This is a genomic window from Clostridium sp. YIM B02555 (assembly GCF_022320955.1).
GTDB lineage: Bacteria > Bacillota > Clostridia > Clostridiales > Clostridiaceae > Clostridium > Clostridium saccharoperbutylacetonicum.
Genome location: NZ_JAKJJY010000001.1, coordinates 598,101 through 616,380 on the forward strand (window position 1 = coordinate 598,101; position 18,280 = coordinate 616,380).

The 18,280-nt window shown below is 29.7% G+C and carries 20 protein-coding genes; 19 read left to right on the forward strand and 1 reads right to left on the reverse strand.

The window, feature by feature from the left end; all coding sequences use genetic code 11:
* Positions 1–4 precede the first annotated feature (4 nt).
* The 7 genes from rpsP (at position 5) to L3B98_RS02695 (ending at position 4,218) form a co-directional block, all read left to right on the forward strand.
* Positions 5–250 (forward strand): 30S ribosomal protein S16, encoded by a 246-nt coding sequence (gene rpsP / locus L3B98_RS02665; RefSeq protein ID WP_015391409.1) that lies wholly within the window; start codon positions 5–7, stop codon positions 248–250.
* Positions 251–298: 48 nt separating this feature from the next.
* Complete coding sequence (locus tag L3B98_RS02670) at positions 299–526, forward strand: KH domain-containing protein (RefSeq protein ID WP_015391410.1); 228 nt, start codon at positions 299–301, stop codon at positions 524–526.
* 154 nt (positions 527–680) lie between these two features.
* Positions 681–1,178: a ribosome maturation factor RimM gene (rimM, locus tag L3B98_RS02675; RefSeq protein WP_015391411.1), complete on the forward strand. Its 498-nt coding sequence runs from the start codon at positions 681–683 to the stop codon at positions 1,176–1,178.
* Entirely contained in the window at positions 1,168–1,881 is a 714-nt protein-coding gene (trmD, locus tag L3B98_RS02680) for a tRNA (guanosine(37)-N1)-methyltransferase TrmD (protein ID WP_238915505.1), read from the forward strand. Before rimM ends, trmD begins: the two co-directional genes overlap by 11 nt.
* Before the next feature lie 116 nt (positions 1,882–1,997).
* Positions 1,998–2,348: a 50S ribosomal protein L19 gene (gene rplS / locus L3B98_RS02685; protein WP_015391413.1), complete on the forward strand. Its 351-nt coding sequence runs from the start codon at positions 1,998–2,000 to the stop codon at positions 2,346–2,348.
* A 204-nt stretch (positions 2,349–2,552) separates the two neighbouring features.
* Positions 2,553–3,419 carry a ribosome biogenesis GTPase YlqF gene (gene ylqF / locus L3B98_RS02690; RefSeq protein WP_238915506.1) on the forward strand — a complete coding sequence of 289 codons (867 nt, stop codon included), beginning with the start codon at positions 2,553–2,555 and terminating at the stop codon, positions 3,417–3,419.
* Complete coding sequence (locus tag L3B98_RS02695; RefSeq protein ID WP_238915507.1) at positions 3,406–4,218, forward strand: ribonuclease HII; 813 nt, start codon at positions 3,406–3,408, stop codon at positions 4,216–4,218. The genes ylqF and L3B98_RS02695 overlap by 14 nt, the downstream gene beginning before the upstream one ends.
* A 112-nt stretch (positions 4,219–4,330) precedes the next feature.
* On the opposite strand, the gene L3B98_RS02700 is transcribed toward L3B98_RS02695, so the two are convergent.
* Positions 4,331–4,699 (reverse strand): YraN family protein, encoded by a 369-nt coding sequence (locus L3B98_RS02700; protein WP_015391416.1) that lies wholly within the window; start codon positions 4,697–4,699, stop codon positions 4,331–4,333.
* A gap of 157 nt (positions 4,700–4,856) precedes the next feature.
* On the opposite strand from L3B98_RS02700, the gene L3B98_RS02705 reads away from it, so the two are divergent.
* The 12 genes from L3B98_RS02705 (at position 4,857) to L3B98_RS02760 (ending at position 18,273) form a co-directional block, all read left to right on the forward strand.
* Positions 4,857–6,377, forward strand: a complete 1,521-nt coding sequence (locus L3B98_RS02705) for a YifB family Mg chelatase-like AAA ATPase (protein WP_238915508.1) — start codon at positions 4,857–4,859, stop codon at positions 6,375–6,377.
* A gap of 18 nt (positions 6,378–6,395) precedes the next feature.
* Positions 6,396–7,451: a DNA-processing protein DprA gene (gene dprA, locus L3B98_RS02710; RefSeq protein ID WP_169330717.1), complete on the forward strand. Its 1,056-nt coding sequence runs from the start codon at positions 6,396–6,398 to the stop codon at positions 7,449–7,451.
* Between the two features lie 47 nt (positions 7,452–7,498).
* Positions 7,499–9,592 carry a type I DNA topoisomerase gene (gene topA, locus L3B98_RS02715; RefSeq protein ID WP_238915509.1) on the forward strand — a complete coding sequence of 698 codons (2,094 nt, stop codon included), beginning with the start codon at positions 7,499–7,501 and terminating at the stop codon, positions 9,590–9,592.
* A 200-nt stretch (positions 9,593–9,792) separates the two neighbouring features.
* Entirely contained in the window at positions 9,793–10,569 is a 777-nt protein-coding gene (codY, locus tag L3B98_RS02720; RefSeq protein WP_015391420.1) for a GTP-sensing pleiotropic transcriptional regulator CodY, read from the forward strand.
* 331 nt (positions 10,570–10,900) lie between these two features.
* Positions 10,901–11,602, forward strand: coding sequence for a 30S ribosomal protein S2 (gene rpsB / locus L3B98_RS02725; RefSeq protein ID WP_015391421.1), 702 nt, complete (start codon positions 10,901–10,903; stop codon positions 11,600–11,602).
* A 195-nt stretch (positions 11,603–11,797) separates the two neighbouring features.
* Complete coding sequence (gene tsf / locus L3B98_RS02730) at positions 11,798–12,715, forward strand: translation elongation factor Ts (protein WP_015391422.1); 918 nt, start codon at positions 11,798–11,800, stop codon at positions 12,713–12,715.
* 143 nt (positions 12,716–12,858) lie between these two features.
* On the forward strand, positions 12,859–13,572 hold the full coding sequence (pyrH, locus tag L3B98_RS02735) for a UMP kinase (RefSeq protein WP_015391423.1): 714 nt from the start codon (positions 12,859–12,861) through the stop codon (positions 13,570–13,572).
* A gap of 10 nt (positions 13,573–13,582) precedes the next feature.
* Positions 13,583–14,140, forward strand: a complete 558-nt coding sequence (gene frr / locus L3B98_RS02740; protein WP_015391424.1) for a ribosome recycling factor — start codon at positions 13,583–13,585, stop codon at positions 14,138–14,140.
* 152 nt (positions 14,141–14,292) lie between these two features.
* On the forward strand, positions 14,293–15,051 hold the full coding sequence (locus L3B98_RS02745) for an isoprenyl transferase (protein WP_238915510.1): 759 nt from the start codon (positions 14,293–14,295) through the stop codon (positions 15,049–15,051).
* Positions 15,052–15,066: 15 nt separating this feature from the next.
* Positions 15,067–15,861, forward strand: a complete 795-nt coding sequence (locus L3B98_RS02750; protein WP_015391426.1) for a phosphatidate cytidylyltransferase — start codon at positions 15,067–15,069, stop codon at positions 15,859–15,861.
* A gap of 145 nt (positions 15,862–16,006) precedes the next feature.
* Positions 16,007–16,975: an AI-2E family transporter gene (locus L3B98_RS02755; protein WP_238915511.1), complete on the forward strand. Its 969-nt coding sequence runs from the start codon at positions 16,007–16,009 to the stop codon at positions 16,973–16,975.
* Between the two features lie 134 nt (positions 16,976–17,109).
* Complete coding sequence (locus L3B98_RS02760; protein ID WP_238915512.1) at positions 17,110–18,273, forward strand: 1-deoxy-D-xylulose-5-phosphate reductoisomerase; 1,164 nt, start codon at positions 17,110–17,112, stop codon at positions 18,271–18,273.
* Positions 18,274–18,280: the final 7 nt, after the last annotated feature.

Consider the following 18,280-nt stretch of genomic DNA (forward strand, 5'->3'; position numbering starts at 1 on the left):
AAAAATGGCAGTAAAAATTAGATTAAGAAGAATGGGTGCTAAGAAAGCTCCTTTCTATAGAATAATCGTTGCTGATTCAAGAGCACCAAGAGATGGTAAATTCATCGATGAAATTGGATACTACAATCCATTAACTGAACCAGTTGAAGTTAAAATCAACGAAGAAAAAGCTAATGAATGGTTATCTAATGGAGCTCAACCAACGGAAGTAGTTAAAAGACTTTTCACAAATGCAGGTCTTACTAAGTAATTTTTGGAGGTGAATTCTACAGTTAGTACATACTAATTGTGGACGTTTATGAAGGAATTAGTTGAATTTATAGCTAAATCTCTTGTTGAGAACCCAAATGAAGTTGTTGTTAATGAAGTAAATGGAGAACAATCCATAATACTTGAATTAAAAGTAGCTCCAGAAGATATGGGGAAGATTATCGGTAAACAAGGGAGAATTGCTAAAGCTATAAGAACAGTTGTTAAAGCTGCAGCACTTAAACAGAATAAACGAGTTATAGTAGAAATCATCTAAAAATTAAGAGTTAGGGTTAACCTAGCTCTTTTTCAATATAGATAAATAATTTATAATTAAATTTATAGATATAAAATTAACTGTCAATAATAAAGAAGGGTGTTTTAAGGTAGATCCTTGAGTGTTGATAATTAATTTAAGCAGAGGTGAAAGAATGGTAAAGTTATTTAAAATAGGCCAGATTGTAAATACTCATGGAGTTAAGGGGGAAGTTAAAGTATACCCATTAACAGAGGATGTTAATAAATTCAAACGCTTAAAAACTGTTTTAGTAGATGGAGTAGAAAAAAATATACTTGGAGTTAAGTTCCAAAAGGATAGAGTTATTTTAAAAATAGAAGGAATAGATTCTATGAATGATGCTGAAACTTATAAACAAAAGTATATTGAAATACCACGAGATAACGAACCAGAGCTACCACCAGATACTTATTATGTTGTGGATTTAAAGGAATGTACTGTTTATGATACTAATGAAAAAGAAATAGGCAGGATTTTTGATGTAATTAGTACACCTAATAACGATGTATACTGGGTTAAAGAACCTAAGGAAGTTTTAATACCGGTTCTTAGAGACATAGTTCTTAGTGTTGATATAGATTTAAAAAAGGTTGTTATTAAACCAGTAGGTGAATGGCAAGATGAAGATTAGTATATTAACATTGTTTCCAGAAATGTTTTCGATTTTTGACCATAGTATTATTGGAAGAGCAAGAGAAAATAATATAATAGATATAGATCTATTAAACATAAGAGATTATACCTTAAATAAGCATAAAAAGGTTGATGATTATCCTTATGGTGGTGGTGCTGGAATGGTAATGGCAGCCCAGCCAATAGTTGATACAATAAGGAAGGCAAAAGAAGATAATAAAGGTAAAGTTGTTTTTCTAGGACCTAGAGGGAAAAAATTTAATCAAGAAATTGCTAAAGAGTTATCTAAAGAAGATAATCTTATATTTTTGTGTGGACATTATGAAGGCATAGATGAAAGAGTTTATAAGTATATTGACATGGAAATTTCTCTTGGAGATTTTGTTCTGACTGGAGGAGAAATGGCGGCAATTCCTGTTATAGATTCTATTCTTAGGTTAATACCAGGTGTTCTAGGTAAGGAAGAAAGTTTTATGGAAGAATCTTTTTATAATGGATTGTTAGAATATCCTCAGTATACTAGGCCAGAAGAATTTGAAGGAGATAAGGTTCCAGATATTTTGTTATCAGGGCATCATGAAAACATTAGGAAATGGAGAAGGCTGAAATCTCTTGAGATAACTAAAAAAAGAAGGCCAGACTTATATAAAAAGGTTGTATTAACTAAAGAAGATATTAAGCTGTTAAAAAATAAAAGATAATTTCTGTTGAAATGTGAAAAATTATGTGGTAATATTAAATTTGTGCTAGTACGGGCGTTCCTCTGTCATTAATCTGTGTTAAGAACGTCAAATTATCGTTAAGGAGGGAATGCACAATGAACGAAATAATTAGAGCTATAGAAGCTGAACAAATCAGAACTGACTTACCTAACTTTGCTATCGGAGATACTGTAAAGGTATATGTTAAAATCCAAGAAGGTAACAAAGAAAGAATTCAAATGTTCGAAGGTACTGTTATTAAGAAACAAAATGGTGGATTAAGAGAAACTTTCACTGTAAGAAGAGTTGCTTATGGAACTGGAGTTGAAAGAACATTCCCAATGAATGCGCCAATCATCGACAAAATTGAAATCGCTAGAAAAGGTAAAGTTAGAAGAGCTAAACTTTACTACTTAAGAGATAGAGTTGGTAAGGCTGCTAAAGTTAAAGAGTTATTAACTAGATAGTATAAAAAGGGGACTGTTTCAGTCCTTTTTTTATTTATATTTAAAAACAAAATATGAAATTTTAAATGTTAAAGCATAAAATAAGAATACAGTTAATGTACACATAAGGATAAATCCAAAACTTTAAAAAAATCACGGAGTGATTTCGTCCAATACTGTGCACTGTAAGCTGTAAACTGTAAACTGAAAAAAGGGAGGGTTCATATGGCAATTAATTGGTTTCCGGGACATATGAAAAAGACTCAAAGAGAAATTAAAGAAAATTTAAAGCTGGTAGATGCTGTAATTGAAATAAGAGATGCCAGAATTCCAAGAAGTTCAGCAAATCCTGATATTGAAAAATTATTAGAAGGAAAGCCAAGAATTATACTTTTAAATAAAAGTGATTTAACTGATAGTAATGTTACTAAGGAATGGATCGACTATTTAACAAATGATATTGTTAGAGTTTTAGAAGTAAATTGTTTGAAAGGCGATGGATTAAAAAATATAAAACCTATGTTGTTAAATCTTTTAAAAGAAAAGCATGATAGATTAAGAGCAAAAGGTATGGTTAACATAATGATGAGAGTTATGGTAGTTGGTATACCTAATGTTGGAAAGTCAACATTTATAAATAAAATGGCAAGGAATAATATTGCTAAAACTGGAGATAGACCAGGTGTTACAAAAAGCAAACAATGGATAAAAACTGGAGCTGGAATTGAACTTTTAGATACACCAGGAGTACTATGGCCAAAATTCGAAGATGATGAAACAGCATTGGATTTAGCTTTTACAGGGGCTATAAAAGATGAAATAATGGATATTGAAGAATTAGCCTTGAAGCTTGTTGATAGATTACAGGAAAGCTATGAAGCTAAATTAAAGGAAAGATATAAATTGACGGAGGTTTTTGAAAACCCGTTAGATACTTTGGATGCTATTGGTAAAAAAAGAGGTACTTTAATTTCAGGTGGACAAATTGATTATAATAGATTAGCGGTTATTTTACTTGATGAATTTAGGGCTGGTAAAATGGGAAAAATTTCATTAGAGCGTCCAGGAGAAGAAGAAAATGAGGATAATTAATGAAGGGATAGCAGCATTATCATTTTCTGAAATAAAAGCTGAAATAAGTCAGATTTCAGTAATCGACTATTATAGAAATGGGAAGCTGTCAGAAGTAATAAAATGTTTTGAAAATGAAAAAAGAAAGAATGTATTATCGATAAAAACTAGGATTGAAAAAGAATTAGATTCCTATTTAACTGAAATTAATAGAGTTAAAAAAATGTATGAATTTGATAAAGCTTTTGGAAATTATAAATATGTTGCAGGCGTAGATGAGGTTGGAAGAGGCCCTCTAGCAGGACCAATTGTTGCATGTAGTGTTATATTGGATTTGAATGTTCTAGATGAGGACTTGATTTTATATTTAAATGATTCTAAAAAAGTAAAAGAATCTAAACGAGAGGAACTTTCAGAAATTATAAAAGAAAAAGCTGTGAGTTATAGTATTGCAGTTTCTTCTAATGAGGAAATTGATGAAAAAGGAATAGCTTTTTCAAATAACAAAGTATTCTTAGATAGTTGTAATTCTTTAAATGTGAAGCCTGATTTGGTATTATCTGATGGATATTTAGTGAAAAATATTCAAATAGAAAATAAATCAGTAATAAAAGGTGATACAAAAAGTGCAAGTATTGCAGCGGCATCAATTGTAGCTAAGGTATATAGAGATAATCTTATGAAGAAGTATGCTGAAAAGTATCCATATTATGATTTTGAGAAGAATGTTGGATATGGAACACCAAATCATATTGAAGCATTAAAGGCTTATGGAAAATGTGAGATACACAGAAATAGTTTTTTAACTAAGTTGTTATAAAATAAATAATATATAGCTAGGCGTATATCTATTAGAAGAGATGTACGCCTAATTGCAATGAATTTAAATAGGAAGAATTATAAACTAGTTTGGAATAGAAAAGAAATTAGAATTATAATCTGAATGCATCAGTTATATGATTTATTTTAAATAATGTATTATATGAATTTAAATAAACTTCAATAATATCAAATCTTATATTAATATTAAATAGTTTTTTATAATTAATATATGATTTAGTAATGTTTATTATGGACATTTGTTTTGTATAATTAACTGATTCTTTTGGTAATCCAAAACTGTAATTATATCTACCTTTGACTTCAAGAATTATTAATAAATTATTTTTTATACATATTATATCTATTTCTCCTAAATGATTTCTAAAATTTCTGTCTAATATATTATAATTTTTATTCTTAAGGTATTGAGTGGCTAATTCTTCACAATAGCTCCCGATATCTTTATTTGATCTTTTCAATAAATCACTCCAATTTAAAATAAATTCTTATTATATTAAAATAATTGTTGTATATGCCTACCTTAAGATTATTAACAATAAAAAATTATCTAAACAAATTTTTGTTTATAGAATTATTTTTAGAATGTGTGTCTATAATCATTAGAGGGTGATATATATGGCAGTGAAAATAATTAGTGCAACGCACAATGGTTTAGAAGGTTTCTTAATAAAAGTGGAAGTAGATATAACAAAGGGGTTACCAATGTTTAATATAGTCGGACTTCCAGATGCATCAGTAAAGGAAGCGAAAGAAAGAGTTAGGTCAGCAATTATAAATTGTGGATTTGAGTTTCCTTTAGGAAGAATTACAATAAATTTGGCTCCGGCAGATGTGAGAAAGATAGGGTCTCTTCTGGATTTACCTATCGCTATTGGAATATTAATGGAGTCTGGACAAATTTGTAAGAAAAACATCGAAAATTGTATGGTGTTTGGTGAGTTATCACTATTTGGTGAACTTAAGGGTATAAAAGGAACCATACCAATAATAATAGAAGGAGCAAAGGAAAAAATAAATAAGTTTGTTTTTCCTTATGAAAATTTAAAAGAAAGTTATTACTTTAAAGGTGTGGAATACTATCCTTTAAAGAATTTAAAGGAAGTTATTTCTTATATTACATATGAAGATATACTTCCATATGAAGAAGAGAATTGTTTACAAGAAGAGAACAATTATGAAGCATTGGATTATGGAGATGTAATAGGGCAGTATTCAGCTAAAAGAGCTTTAGAAATTGCTGCAGCTGGAAAGCATAATATTATTTTATATGGTGAACCTGGATGTGGTAAAACAATGCTTGTAAAGGCATTAATTTCAATATTACCGTCATTATCTCAAGATGAGTTAATAGAGACTGCTAAAATTTATAGTGCGTGTGGACTTATTAATAAAATTTCGCACATTAACAGACCGTTTAGGTCCCCGCATCATACAATAACAAAGCAAGCATTGATTGGCGGTGGCAAAGAAATAAAACCAGGAGAAATAACTCTTGCGCATAATGGCGTGTTGTTTTTAGATGAGATTTTAGAATTTAAAAAAGAAGTTTTAGAAACGTTAAGAGAACCTCTTGAAGAGAAAAATGTAAATATAAATCGAATTAGCGGAAGCTATCAGATGCCAGCAGATTTTATGTTAGTTGGAGCATTTAATCCTATTGAAAATAATGAGGATAAAGATTTTACAGATAATAAATACTATTTTAATACAAGAATAAATAAATATAATAAAAAAATTTCTAGTGCTCTTTTAGATAGAATTGATATTTTGAATTATGTGCCTAGGTTAAATTATGAGGAAATTGAAAATAATAAAGATTCGTATAATTCAGAAGTAATGAGGGAAAATGTTTTTAGGGCAAGAGAAACTCAAAAGGAAAGGTTTAAGAATACAGGGTATAGATATAATTCTGATTTAAGAGGAAAGGATATATTTGAAATCTGTAGAGTTGATCAAAGATGTACTGATATTTTAAAACAATATTATAATACATCAAATGTGTCTTTAAGAGGGTTTGGTAAAGTTATTAAATTATCAAGGACGATAGCAGATATTGATAATAAAAAAGATATTTTAGAGGGGCATATTTTAGAAGCATTTAGCTATAGGAAAAATATTAATGGAGAAATTATATAATATAGAAGGGAAAAAATGATGGATTATGATTTATGGTTGATACTTATTGAAATATCAAATTATCAAAAAATAAAATTAATAAAAAAATATAAAACTGCAGAAAATGTATATAATAATTTTGAGAATATTCTAAAAGAAAATGAGGTTGTAAGAAAAAAATTAAAAAATTTTCAAAAAGAAGATTTGAATTATGCAGTATTGAAATTAAAGGAAGTAATAGCTAGAGAAAAAATAAACTATATTACATATGCAAATCCCTTGTATACAGAGAAATTGAGCGGGATTCTAAGTGCTCCATTTTTCCTGTTTTATAAAGGAAATATAGATGTAATTAATAACAAATCCATAGGAGTTGTGGGAGCGAGAAAATGCTCAAGTTATGGAATTGCTGTAACAAAACTCTTGACAAAGGAGCTTATTACTAATAATATTACGCTTATAAGCGGAGGTGCAAGAGGAGTAGATTCAATTGCACATAAAACTGCTTTAGAAAATGATGGATATAACATATGTGTCCTAGGTTGTGGCATAGATATAGCATATCCAACGGAAAATAAAGTGCTATTTTCAAAAATAGCTGAAAAAGGTGTAGTGATTTCAGAATTTTTACCTGGAACTAGACCACTCAGGGAGAATTTCCCTAAGAGAAATAGAATAATTAGTGGACTTAGTAGCGGAGTAGTAGTAACTGAAGCATCAGAAAAAAGTGGATCGTTAATAACAGCAAGGCTTACGCTTCAACAACAAAAAACTGTTGCTGTTGTGCCTGGTTCTATATTATATGCTGGTTCAAGTGGATCAAATAAGTTAATTAGAGATGGTGCTAGTATATGTACTGATAAAGAAGATCTAAAAAGCTTATTAAGCTTGGAACATATCGATATTGGACCTATGAATTTTACACCAGAAAAAAGTGAAATATTAGATTTAATTACTGATTCACCAATTCACATAGATGATATTTTTAAAAATACGTCTGTTGATAGAGGAGCTTTATATGCACTACTATTTGAGATGCAAATAAAAAGTGAAATTATTTGCCTACCGGGGAATTATTATGTGAAAACAATTTAAAAATGTGTAGGGGGTGAAGGCTTCATAATTTTTTATGAAGTTATACTATGGGTCAAAAACTTGTAATTGTTGAATCGCCAGCAAAAGCTAAAACAATAGGAAAATATTTAGGAAAAAATTATACAGTAGAAGCATCTATGGGACATGTTAGAGATTTACCTAAAAGTACTTTAGGAGTTGATATAGAAAATAACTATACCCCTAAGTATATAACTATTAGAGGAAAGGGCGAATTAATTGATAAATTAAGAAAAGCTGCAAAGAAAGCAGATAAAGTTTATCTTGCTACCGACCCTGATAGAGAAGGGGAAGCTATTTCTTGGCATCTAGCTAATATTTTAAAAATTTCTGACGATGATACTTGTAGAATTGTATTTAATGAGGTTACTAAATCAGCTGTAAAAGCATCTATTAAAGAAGCTAGAAAGATAGATTTGGATTTAGTTGATGCACAGCAAGCAAGAAGAGTATTAGATAGACTTGTGGGGTATGAAATAAGTCCGATTTTATGGAAAAATGTTAAGTGGGGACTTAGCGCAGGAAGAGTACAATCAGCTGCATTGAAATTAATATGTGATAGGGAAAAAGAAATTAATGATTTTATTCCTAAAGAATATTGGTCAATAGATTGCACACTTAAAAAAGAAAAAAAGAAATTTCCGGTGAGACTTTCAACATATAAAGGAAAAAAGATTGAGATAGAAAAAGAAGATATAGCAAATGATATTCTAAAAGAATTAAAAACCGGAGATTTTATTGTTCAATCAATAAAAAAAGGTAAGAAAAGTAGAAATCCACTTCCACCTTTTACAACAAGTACACTTCAACAAGATGCAAACAGAAAATTAAATTTTATGACCAAAAGGACTATGTCTATAGCTCAGGGACTTTATGAAGGAGTTGAAGTAAAGGGATATGGAACTGTTGGTTTAATAACATATATGAGGACAGATTCGGTAAGAATTTCTGAAGAAGCACAAGAAAGAGCAAAAGAGTATATAGGAAGTACTTATGGAAAAGAATATTTACCAAATTCTCCTAGAATATACAAAGGTAAAAAGAATATCCAAGATGCCCATGAAGCAATAAGGCCTACATATGTGGAAATTACGCCTGAAGTTGCAAAAGAAAACTTAACAGCAGAGCAATATAAATTATATTCATTAATATGGAATAGATTTGTAGCAAGTCAAATGGCTTCATGTGAGTTAAATACAAATTCTATAGATATATTAAATGGTGATTATAAGTTTAAAGCATCTGGATCGATAATTTCATTTGATGGTTTTATGAAGATATATGAATACTCTAATGAAGATGATGAAAATTCAGTAATGTTACCGGAATTAGAGGAAAATGAAAAACTTAAAGTAGATTCACTTGAAGGAACTCAGCATTTTACTCAACCAGCACCAAGATATACAGAAGCTTCATTTGTAAAATTATTAGAGGAAAAAGAGATAGGTAGACCAAGTACCTATGTACCAACAATTTCGACTTTGCTTGGAAGAAATTATGTTATTCGTGAAAAGAAAAACTTAGTGCCTACAGAACTTGGGGGAATAGTAAATAACATAGTAAGTGAATATTTTAAGCAAATAGTAGATATTGATTTTACAGCAGATATGGAGAAAAAACTTGATGATGTCGAAGAAGGAAATGAAAATTGGACTAAAATAGTGGAAGAGTTTTTTGGACCATTAAAAGTTGCCATAGAAAAAGCTGAGAAAGAAATATCAAAAGTGGTTATTGAAGATAAAGTAAGTGATGTAAAATGTGAAAAATGTGGGCGAATGATGGTTATTAAAAGAGGAAGATTTGGTGAATTTTTAGCATGTCCAGGGTATCCAGAGTGTAAAAATGCTAAACCTATAGTTGAAGAACTAGATGTTCCTTGTCCTGAGTGCGGTAAAGCAATTGTAGCTAAGAAAAGTAAAAAGGGAAAGAAATTTTTTGGATGTGTTGGATATCCAGAATGTAAATTTGTAAGTTGGTATGAACCAGTTAAAGAAAAATGTCCTAAATGTAATTCTTATATGGTATTGAAGTATTCGAAAACAAAGGGGAAATTTGTACAATGTTCAAATACTGAGTGTGATTATACAGAAAAATTGAAGGATGAAAATCAAGAACAAAATTAAACAATTATAAGTATATTTAATAAATGAAGTGATGCTTTTTTGTCGAATAGCAAAAAAGAAGTGTTGAAAATGAGAATTTTATGTGATAAACTAGTTTTAATAGTGACTTGTTAAAAAATTCAGTATATTGCGAATTTTCTAACAACTTAGAAGGTTCATTTATATAACAGTTATATACTGTTACCAAGGAGGATAATAATATGACATCATTATTAAATAAAACTAGAATGTTAAATAAAATTCTACAGAAATCTGGTACAGAACCTGTAGCATTTCAAGATATATGTACATTATTAAGCGAAGTTCTTGAATGTAATGCATACATAATAAGTAAAAAAGGTAAAGTGCTAGGATACACATTTGGAAATGATTTTGAATGTGAAGCAATGGAGAAAAAAGTTATAGAAGATAAGAGATTTCCAGAAGATTACAATAACACATTATTGGAAGTTAACGATACTTTAGCTAATCTTCCAAATGAAGGAAGATGTGTGTTTCAAGAAATTGGTAAATGCAAAAAAGTAGATAAGCTATCAACAATAGTTCCGATTATAGGAAGCAGAGAAAGAATAGGAACATTAATATTAGCTAGATTCGGTAATCCATTTACTGATGAAGATTTGGTTTTAGTAGAATATAGTGCTACAATAGTTGGGATGGAAATGCTTAGAGCTATGCAAGATGAAATTGCTGAAGATACAAGAAAAAAGGCAGTAGTTCAATTAGCGATAGGAACTCTTTCTTATTCTGAATTAGAAGCAGTTGAGCATATATTTGATGAACTGAATGGAAATGAAGGTTTGCTAGTTGCTTCGAAAATAGCAGACAAAGTTGGAATTACTAGAAGTGTTATAGTAAATGCTTTGAGGAAATTTGAAAGTGCAGGAGTCATTGAATCTAGATCTCTTGGAATGAAGGGAACTTACATTAGAATTTTAAATGAAAAATTAATAGAAGAATTAAGAAAAATTAAATAAGTTTTATAGCTATAGGCATTAAGCCTATAGCTATTTTTTTGAAAAAATAATTATAATATGTGATATAAAAAAATAAACTAAAGGATATTTTAAATATGTATAAAATTTATTAAGTATGATAAAACTTAAAATAAATAACATATATTTTTTGATAAGTTGTATTTTATCTGTCTAAAATTAAAAAATTTTTGTTGATACGTTAAATACCTTGTGATATACTACATAAGGTAAGAAAATACGCACATAACCAAATTGATAAATTAGGTGCTCTTAATTTAAGAGAAGTTTATTAGCTGAAGGTTGTGGAGGTAAAAACCAAGGAGGTAACAAAATGTCAGTAATATCAATGAAACAATTATTAGAAGCAGGTGTACATTTCGGACACCAAACAAGAAGATGGAACCCTAAGATGGCTCCTTATATCTTCACAGAAAGAAATGGAATCTATATTATAGATCTTCAAAAAACAGTAAAGAAAGCTGAAGAAGCTTATAACTTTATTAAGCAAGTAGCTGATGAAGGTAAGGATATACTTTTCGTTGGGACTAAGAAACAAGCTCAAGAAGCAATACAAGAAGAAGCTATCAGAAGTAACATGCATTTCGTAAATAACAGATGGTTAGGTGGAATGTTAACAAACTTCACTACTATCAAAGGTAGAATTAGAAAATTAGAACAAATTGAAAAAATGCAAGAAGATGGAACTTTCGAAGTTCTTCCTAAGAAAGAAGTTATAAAACTTAAGGGAGAAATGGAAAAGCTTGAAAAAAATCTTGGTGGTATCAGAAATTTAGATGCTACAAATGTTGGAGCAATGTTCATTGTTGATCCAAGAAAAGAAAAGAATGCTATCTTAGAAGCTAAAATCTTAGGAATACCAGTAGTTGCTATCGTAGATACAAACTGTGATCCAGAAGAAGTTGATTACGTAATACCAGGTAATGACGATGCAATCAGAGCTGTTAAATTAATAACTGCTAAAATGGCTGATGCAATTATAGAAGCAAGACAAGGTGAACAAATAGCTGAATAATTAAATATAAGGGTAAGTGAATTTTGTTTCAGTTACCCTTTTTGTTAGGTATAGAATAGCAATTGTCACATGAAAAAGACATTTTAGTTGCTTATAAATGAAGTCAGTTTGTGGATAATTCAACTAAGATTAAGATAAATATATAAAATTTAATGAATTAAATTTCACTTGATATATAGAGGAGGAATTAATGTTATGGCAAATATAACAGCACAATTAGTTAAAGAACTAAGAGAAATGACTGGAGCTAAAATGATGGATTGCAAAAAAGCTTTAGTTGAAACAGAAGGAAGTATTGAAAAAGCTATTGAATTCTTAAGAGAAAAAGGACTTGCAGATGCAGCTAAGAAATCAGGAAGAGTTGCTGCTGAAGGTATAGTTAAGACATATATTTCAGATGATAAGAAAATTGGATCAGTTCTTGAATTCAACTGCGAAACAGACTTCGTTGCATTAAATGAAGAATTTGTTGGTTTTGCTGAAAAATTAGCTAAAATGGTAGCTGAAACTTCAGTTAAAACAGTAGAAGAACTTCTTGAAGAAAAGTTTGATGGAGATGCTACAGTTGCAGAAAGCTTAAAAGCTTTAATAGCAAAACTTGGTGAAAACATGTCAGTAAGAAGATTTACTAAATTCTCTATTGATAATGGAATAGTTAGTAGCTATATTCATGGTGGCGGAAGAATTGGAGTTTTAGTAGAGGTTTCTTGTGATAAAGCTTCAGAAGTTTTAGATGAAGTTGCAAAAGAAGTTTGTATGCAAATTGCAGCAGCAAACCCATTATTCTTAGGTAAAGATGATGTTGATACAACATCAATGGAAAAAGAAAAAGAGATATATAGAGTTCAAGCTTTAAATGAAGGAAAACCAGAAAATATCGTTGAAAAAATGGTTATGGGAAGAATTCAAAAGTACTTTAAAGAAGTTTGTCTTTTAGAACAACCATGGGTTAAAGATGGCGATAAGACAATTACTAAATTCTTAGAAGAGAAATCTAAAGAGGTTGGTTCTCCAATTAAAGTAACTAGATTCGTAAGATACGAAAGAGGAGAAGGAATCGAAGTTGAAAAGGTAGACTTTGCTGAAGAAGTTGCAAGACAAATCGGTAAGTAGTTTAAACCTATAAGAGAACACTTTGTGTTCTCTTTTTTTAAGAAATAAAGTAAATATAGTAATGAGGTTTTGCAAAGCAAAACTTTACTCAAAGTTGTGGATGACTTGAGATAATCCCTAAAAGATTCAGGAGGTAATTGGAAATGGCAGAGTGTAAATACAAGAGAGTAATTTTAAAACTTTCAGGAGAAGCATTAGCTGGTGAGAGTGGTTTTGGACTTGATTTTAATGTGGCAAAGAGGATAGCACTTGAAATTAAGGAACTAGTTGATATGGGCGTTGAAGTAGGAGCTGTTGTTGGCGGCGGAAATATCTGGAGAGGTAGAAGCGGAGAAGGTATGGACAGAACTACAGCAGATTATATGGGAATGATGGCAACTTGTATTAACGCATTAGCACTTCAAGACTCGTTAGAACAAGTTGGGGTTAAGACAAGAGTACAAACTGCTATAGAAATGAAGGAAATTGCAGAACCATTTATAAGAAGAAGAGCAATGAGACATTTAGAAAAAGGAAGAGTAGTAATTTTTGCAGCTGGAACAGGTAATCCATATTTTTCAACAGATACAACTGCTGCATTAAGAGCTGCAGAAATTGAAGCTGACGTAATTCTTTTAGCTAAAAAGGTTGATGGAGTTTATGATAAAGATCCTCATAAGTATTCAGATGCTAAAAAATATGATACACTATCATATATAGAAGTATTAGACCAAGGCTTACAAGTTATGGATTCTACAGCAACATCATTATGTATGGATAATGAAATCCCAATTTTAGTATTTGGTTTAGATGACCCTGGAAATATTAAAAGAGCAATGTATGGGGAAAATATAGGTACATTAGTTAAAAAGAAGTAGGAGGAAAATCATGATTAAGGATATTATTAAAAATGCAGAAGAAAAAATGAATAAAACAATATCTGTTTTAAAATCAGATTTATCAACAATGAAAGCAGGAAGAGCAAATCCAACTATGCTTGACAGAATTCAAGTAGATTATTATGGAAGCATGTGCCCGCTTACTCAAGTAGCAAATGTTTCTGCTCCAGAGCCAAGAGTACTTATGATAACACCATGGGAAAAACCTCTTTTAAAGGAGATTGAAAAAGCTATATTAAAATCTGATTTAGGATTAAACCCATCAAATGATGGGGCAATTATTAGATTGGTTGTTCCAGAATTAACAGAAGAAACTAGAAAAACTCTTGTTAAAAATGTTAAAAAGACTGGAGAAGAAGCTAAAGTAGCTGTAAGATCTATTAGAAAAACTGCAAATGATAAAATTAAAGCTCTTAAAAAGGATTCGGATTTATCAGAAGATCAAATGAAAAAAGCTGAAGATGAGGTTCAAAAGAAGACAGATGCAGTTGTAAAAGAAATAGATGCAATAATAGCTGCAAAGGAAAAAGAGGTCTTATCTGTTTAGATTTTAAAACCTGCTAAGAAAGCAGGTTTTTTTGTTAAAAGGATATTTTTAATATTAAAGATGTGATTTTTATTATGTGTAGAATAAAATCCGTATATAAATTACTTAAAGTATATATGAACTCAGTTTTTGCGAGCTAGGGGGATGAAAGCATGCGAAATATCTTTAAATCAAAAAAACAAGAAAATGAAAACTTTGAATTGGATATGGATAATATTCCAAATCATATAGCTATAATAATGGATGGAAATGGAAGATGGGCTAAGGAAAAAAAGATGCCTAGAAGTATGGGGCATAAAGCTGGAATGGAAACCATTAGAGTAGTTTTAAAAGAAGCAACAAGGCTAGGTGTTAAGAATTTAACTTTATATGCTTTTTCAACTGAGAATTGGTCTAGACCTAAGGATGAAGTTGGAGCAATAATGAAGTTGTTAGTTACTTACTTGAATAAGGAGTTAAAAGAATGCCATGAAAATGGCGTGAAAATGAATCTGTTAGGAGATATTACAAAACTACCAGAGGACTGCCAAAAAGCCTTAAATAATGCTATAGAGACTACTAAGAATAATACAAAAATTAACTTGAATTTTGCTCTAAACTATGGTGGAAGAGATGAAATAATAAGAGCAATAAAGCTTATAAGTGAAGATGTAAAAAATAACAAAATATCTGAAGATGATATTGATGAGATATTGGTACAAAATTATTTATATACTAAGGGTATACCAGACCCTGATTTAATAATTAGACCATCTGGAGAACAGAGGCTTAGTAATTTTTTACTATGGCAATGTGCTTATTCTGAATTTTGGTATTCGCATATAAACTGGCCTGAATTTAAAGAAAAAGATTTAAGAAGAGCAATTGAGGATTATCAAAATAGAGATAGGCGATTTGGAAAAGTAAAATAGAGGAGTGGTTGGATTTTGAAATCTGATAATAGATATTTAGGTGCTGCAATGATTGCTCCATTTATAATATTCATTTTTCTTGGAGGTGTTTATCTTAAAGGATTTGTATTTGCAATATCTATGATAGGACTTTGGGAATTTTATAGAGCATTGAAAGAAAAAAATCTTAAGCCAATAAAAAGTGTGGGATATATTCTACTGATAATATACTATTTATTAAATAATAACTTTGAACTTATGATGTATATACTTGTTGCGGCTGTATTTATATTGTTAATAGTTCCAGTTATAAATTTAGAATACTCATTTATTGATGTTGCAGTAACTTTATTAGGAGTAATTTATTGCGGAATTCTATTCAGTTTTGTATATTTAGTTAATGCAAAGCCATCTGGTCACTATTTAGTTTGGATTATATTTATAGGTTCATGGCTTTCTGATACTGCGGCATTTTATAGTGGAAAGTTATTTGGGAAACATAAGCTTTCACCTAAAGTATCTCCTAAAAAGACTATAGAGGGTTCTGTTGGTGGACTTATTGGCGCGACAATATTTACTGGGATATTTGGAGTTGTAATACAAAATTATATTAATATTATGCCAATATATAACTACTTTATAATAGGAGCCTTATGTGGTTTGTTTGGGCAATTAGGAGATTTGGTTGCTTCTTCTATAAAGAGATATGTAGAAATTAAAGATTATAGCAATCTTATTCCTGGACACGGTGGAATATTAGATAGATTTGATAGTATAATATTTTCCGCAACGGTTGTGTTTTATTATCTGACTTTTATGGTTAAAATTTAATAGTATTTAAAAATGAAAATATAAATCTATGCTTTCTTATATGAGTACACGAAAGCATAGATTTTTCTATAATTTTTATTATGAAGTTTTAAGGGAAAATTACAAGCATATAATATAAAAATAGAGATAATATAAAGTCAGTGAGGTGAAGAATATTTTCAAAACATATAAAAAACTTTTTTCACTTTTAATATGTTTCGTTTTTATAGCTATAGGAACGTTTTTTATCAAATACTATTTCAAACCATTTATATCTATGATTGTTATGGTGATAGTTTGCGCGCCCATATATAAAATTATGATTAATGCTAAAGTTCCTAATAAAATAGCTGGTGCATTAAGTATCATTATTGTTAATATTGTAGTGATTCTTGTAGTTATATATTTGGGGAGTGAGATATTTGCTTTACTAAAAAGAATATATTTATCAAATTTGGAAGGTGTGAATAAATTTATCAATGAAATTTCAAATAGTTTCAATATAGATTTTGGTGATTTTAAATTTGGAAAAAGTGTAATTTCGATAATTAATGATCAAAATATAAGAAATGGAGCTATAAATACTGGAGATAGTGTTTTGGCATACTTTATTGGAAATATTTGCGCATTTTTTGTATTGGTAGATAAAGCAGAAATTTTAGAATTAATATCTATGTTGCTTCCGATAGAGATAATCTATAAATTTCAGAACCAAAGGACAAAGCTAAACCAGATGATAGTAATTGAAGGAATTCTTGTTCTTATTTCAACTTTAGAAATAATTAGCGGATTTTTTATGCTCAAAGTTCCTAATTTTTTTATGTTAGGTATAGTATGTGGAATTTTAGATATACTTCCCTATGTTGGAACAATAATTGTATTTATTCCTATTATAATATACAATATTATAGCAAAGAAATTTTTTGTGGCATTTGGATTAATATGTGTATACTTATTGGTTCAAATAGTTAGGGAAGTTTTAGAAGCTAAATTTTTAGGAGATAAATTAGAAATACACCCTTTTGTTATATTGCTGTCTATATATATTGGTGCAAAAATATTTGGGATATTAGGAATAGTGATAGGGCCAATGTATGGCATTATCGCTAAAGAAATAATTTTTAGTAAAGATTGATTTTTTAGAGGTAAAGAAGAATATATATCGATTATCAATTAATGCATGGATTATTTCTGTGATATGCAATATTGAATAGAATTTAAATATTGAATTTTTAGGTTTTTAGGGTTTGTGTTGTTAGGAGGAAAAGAATGAAGAAACTTTCGATATTAGGGGTTACAGGTTCTATAGGAACTCAAACCTTAGATGTAATTAGAAAATCAAATGGTGAGCTTAAATTAATAGGAGTAACTGCAAATACTTCGGTAAAAAAGATTGTTGATATAATAGAAGAATTTAAGCCAGCTTATGTTGCTATGATGGACTCAAAGAGTGCTATAGAAGTAAAAAAACATTGTAAGGAAACAAATAAGAAAATTGAAGTCTTAGATGGAATAGAAGGATTAAATAAAATTGCATCTTTAGATGAAATTGACATAGTAGTGACATCTGTAGTTGGTATGATAGGATTAGAACCAACAATGAAAGCTATAGAAGCTAAAAAAGACATAGCTCTTGCCAACAAAGAAACTCTAGTGGTTGCAGGTGAAATTGTAATGAAAGCTGCGAAAAAAAGTAATGTAAGAATACTTCCAGTAGATTCAGAACATAGTGCTATATTTCAATCGCTCAGAGGAAATGATATTAATTCATTAAGGAAAATAATATTAACAGCGTCAGGAGGGCCTTTTAGAGGTAAAAAAATAAGCGAATTGCAAGAAATAAAAGTGAAAGATGCATTAAAGCATCCAAAATGGAATATGGGAAGAAAAATTTCTATAGATTCTGCAACACTTATGAATAAAGGGCTTGAGGTGATTGAAGCACATTGGCTTTTTGATTGTGATTATGATAATATACAGGTCTTAGTTCACCCACAAAGTATTGTACACTCTATGGTGGAATACACAGATGGAAGTATAATAGCACAACTTGGAGCCCAAGATATGAGGCTTCCGATACAGTATGCATTAAATTATGAGGAAAGAAAGAATCTTGTAGCAGAAACTATTGATTTTTATGAAATATCAAAGTTGACTTTTGAAAAACCTGATATAGCTACATTTAAATCCTTAGATTTATCGTTTAAAGCAGGAAAAATAGGTGGACTCATGCCAACAATTCTAAATGGGGCGAATGAAGCAGCTGTTGATTTGTTTTTAAACGAAAAAATAAAATTTTTGGAAATTCCTAATATAATAGAAAAATGTATGGAAGTATTTAAAAAAGAGGCAAGTAAAGAATTGAATTTAAATAATATTATTGAATTAGATAAAAAAGTTAAAGACTATGTAGTGAATAACGTAGCAAATTAGGAGGTAT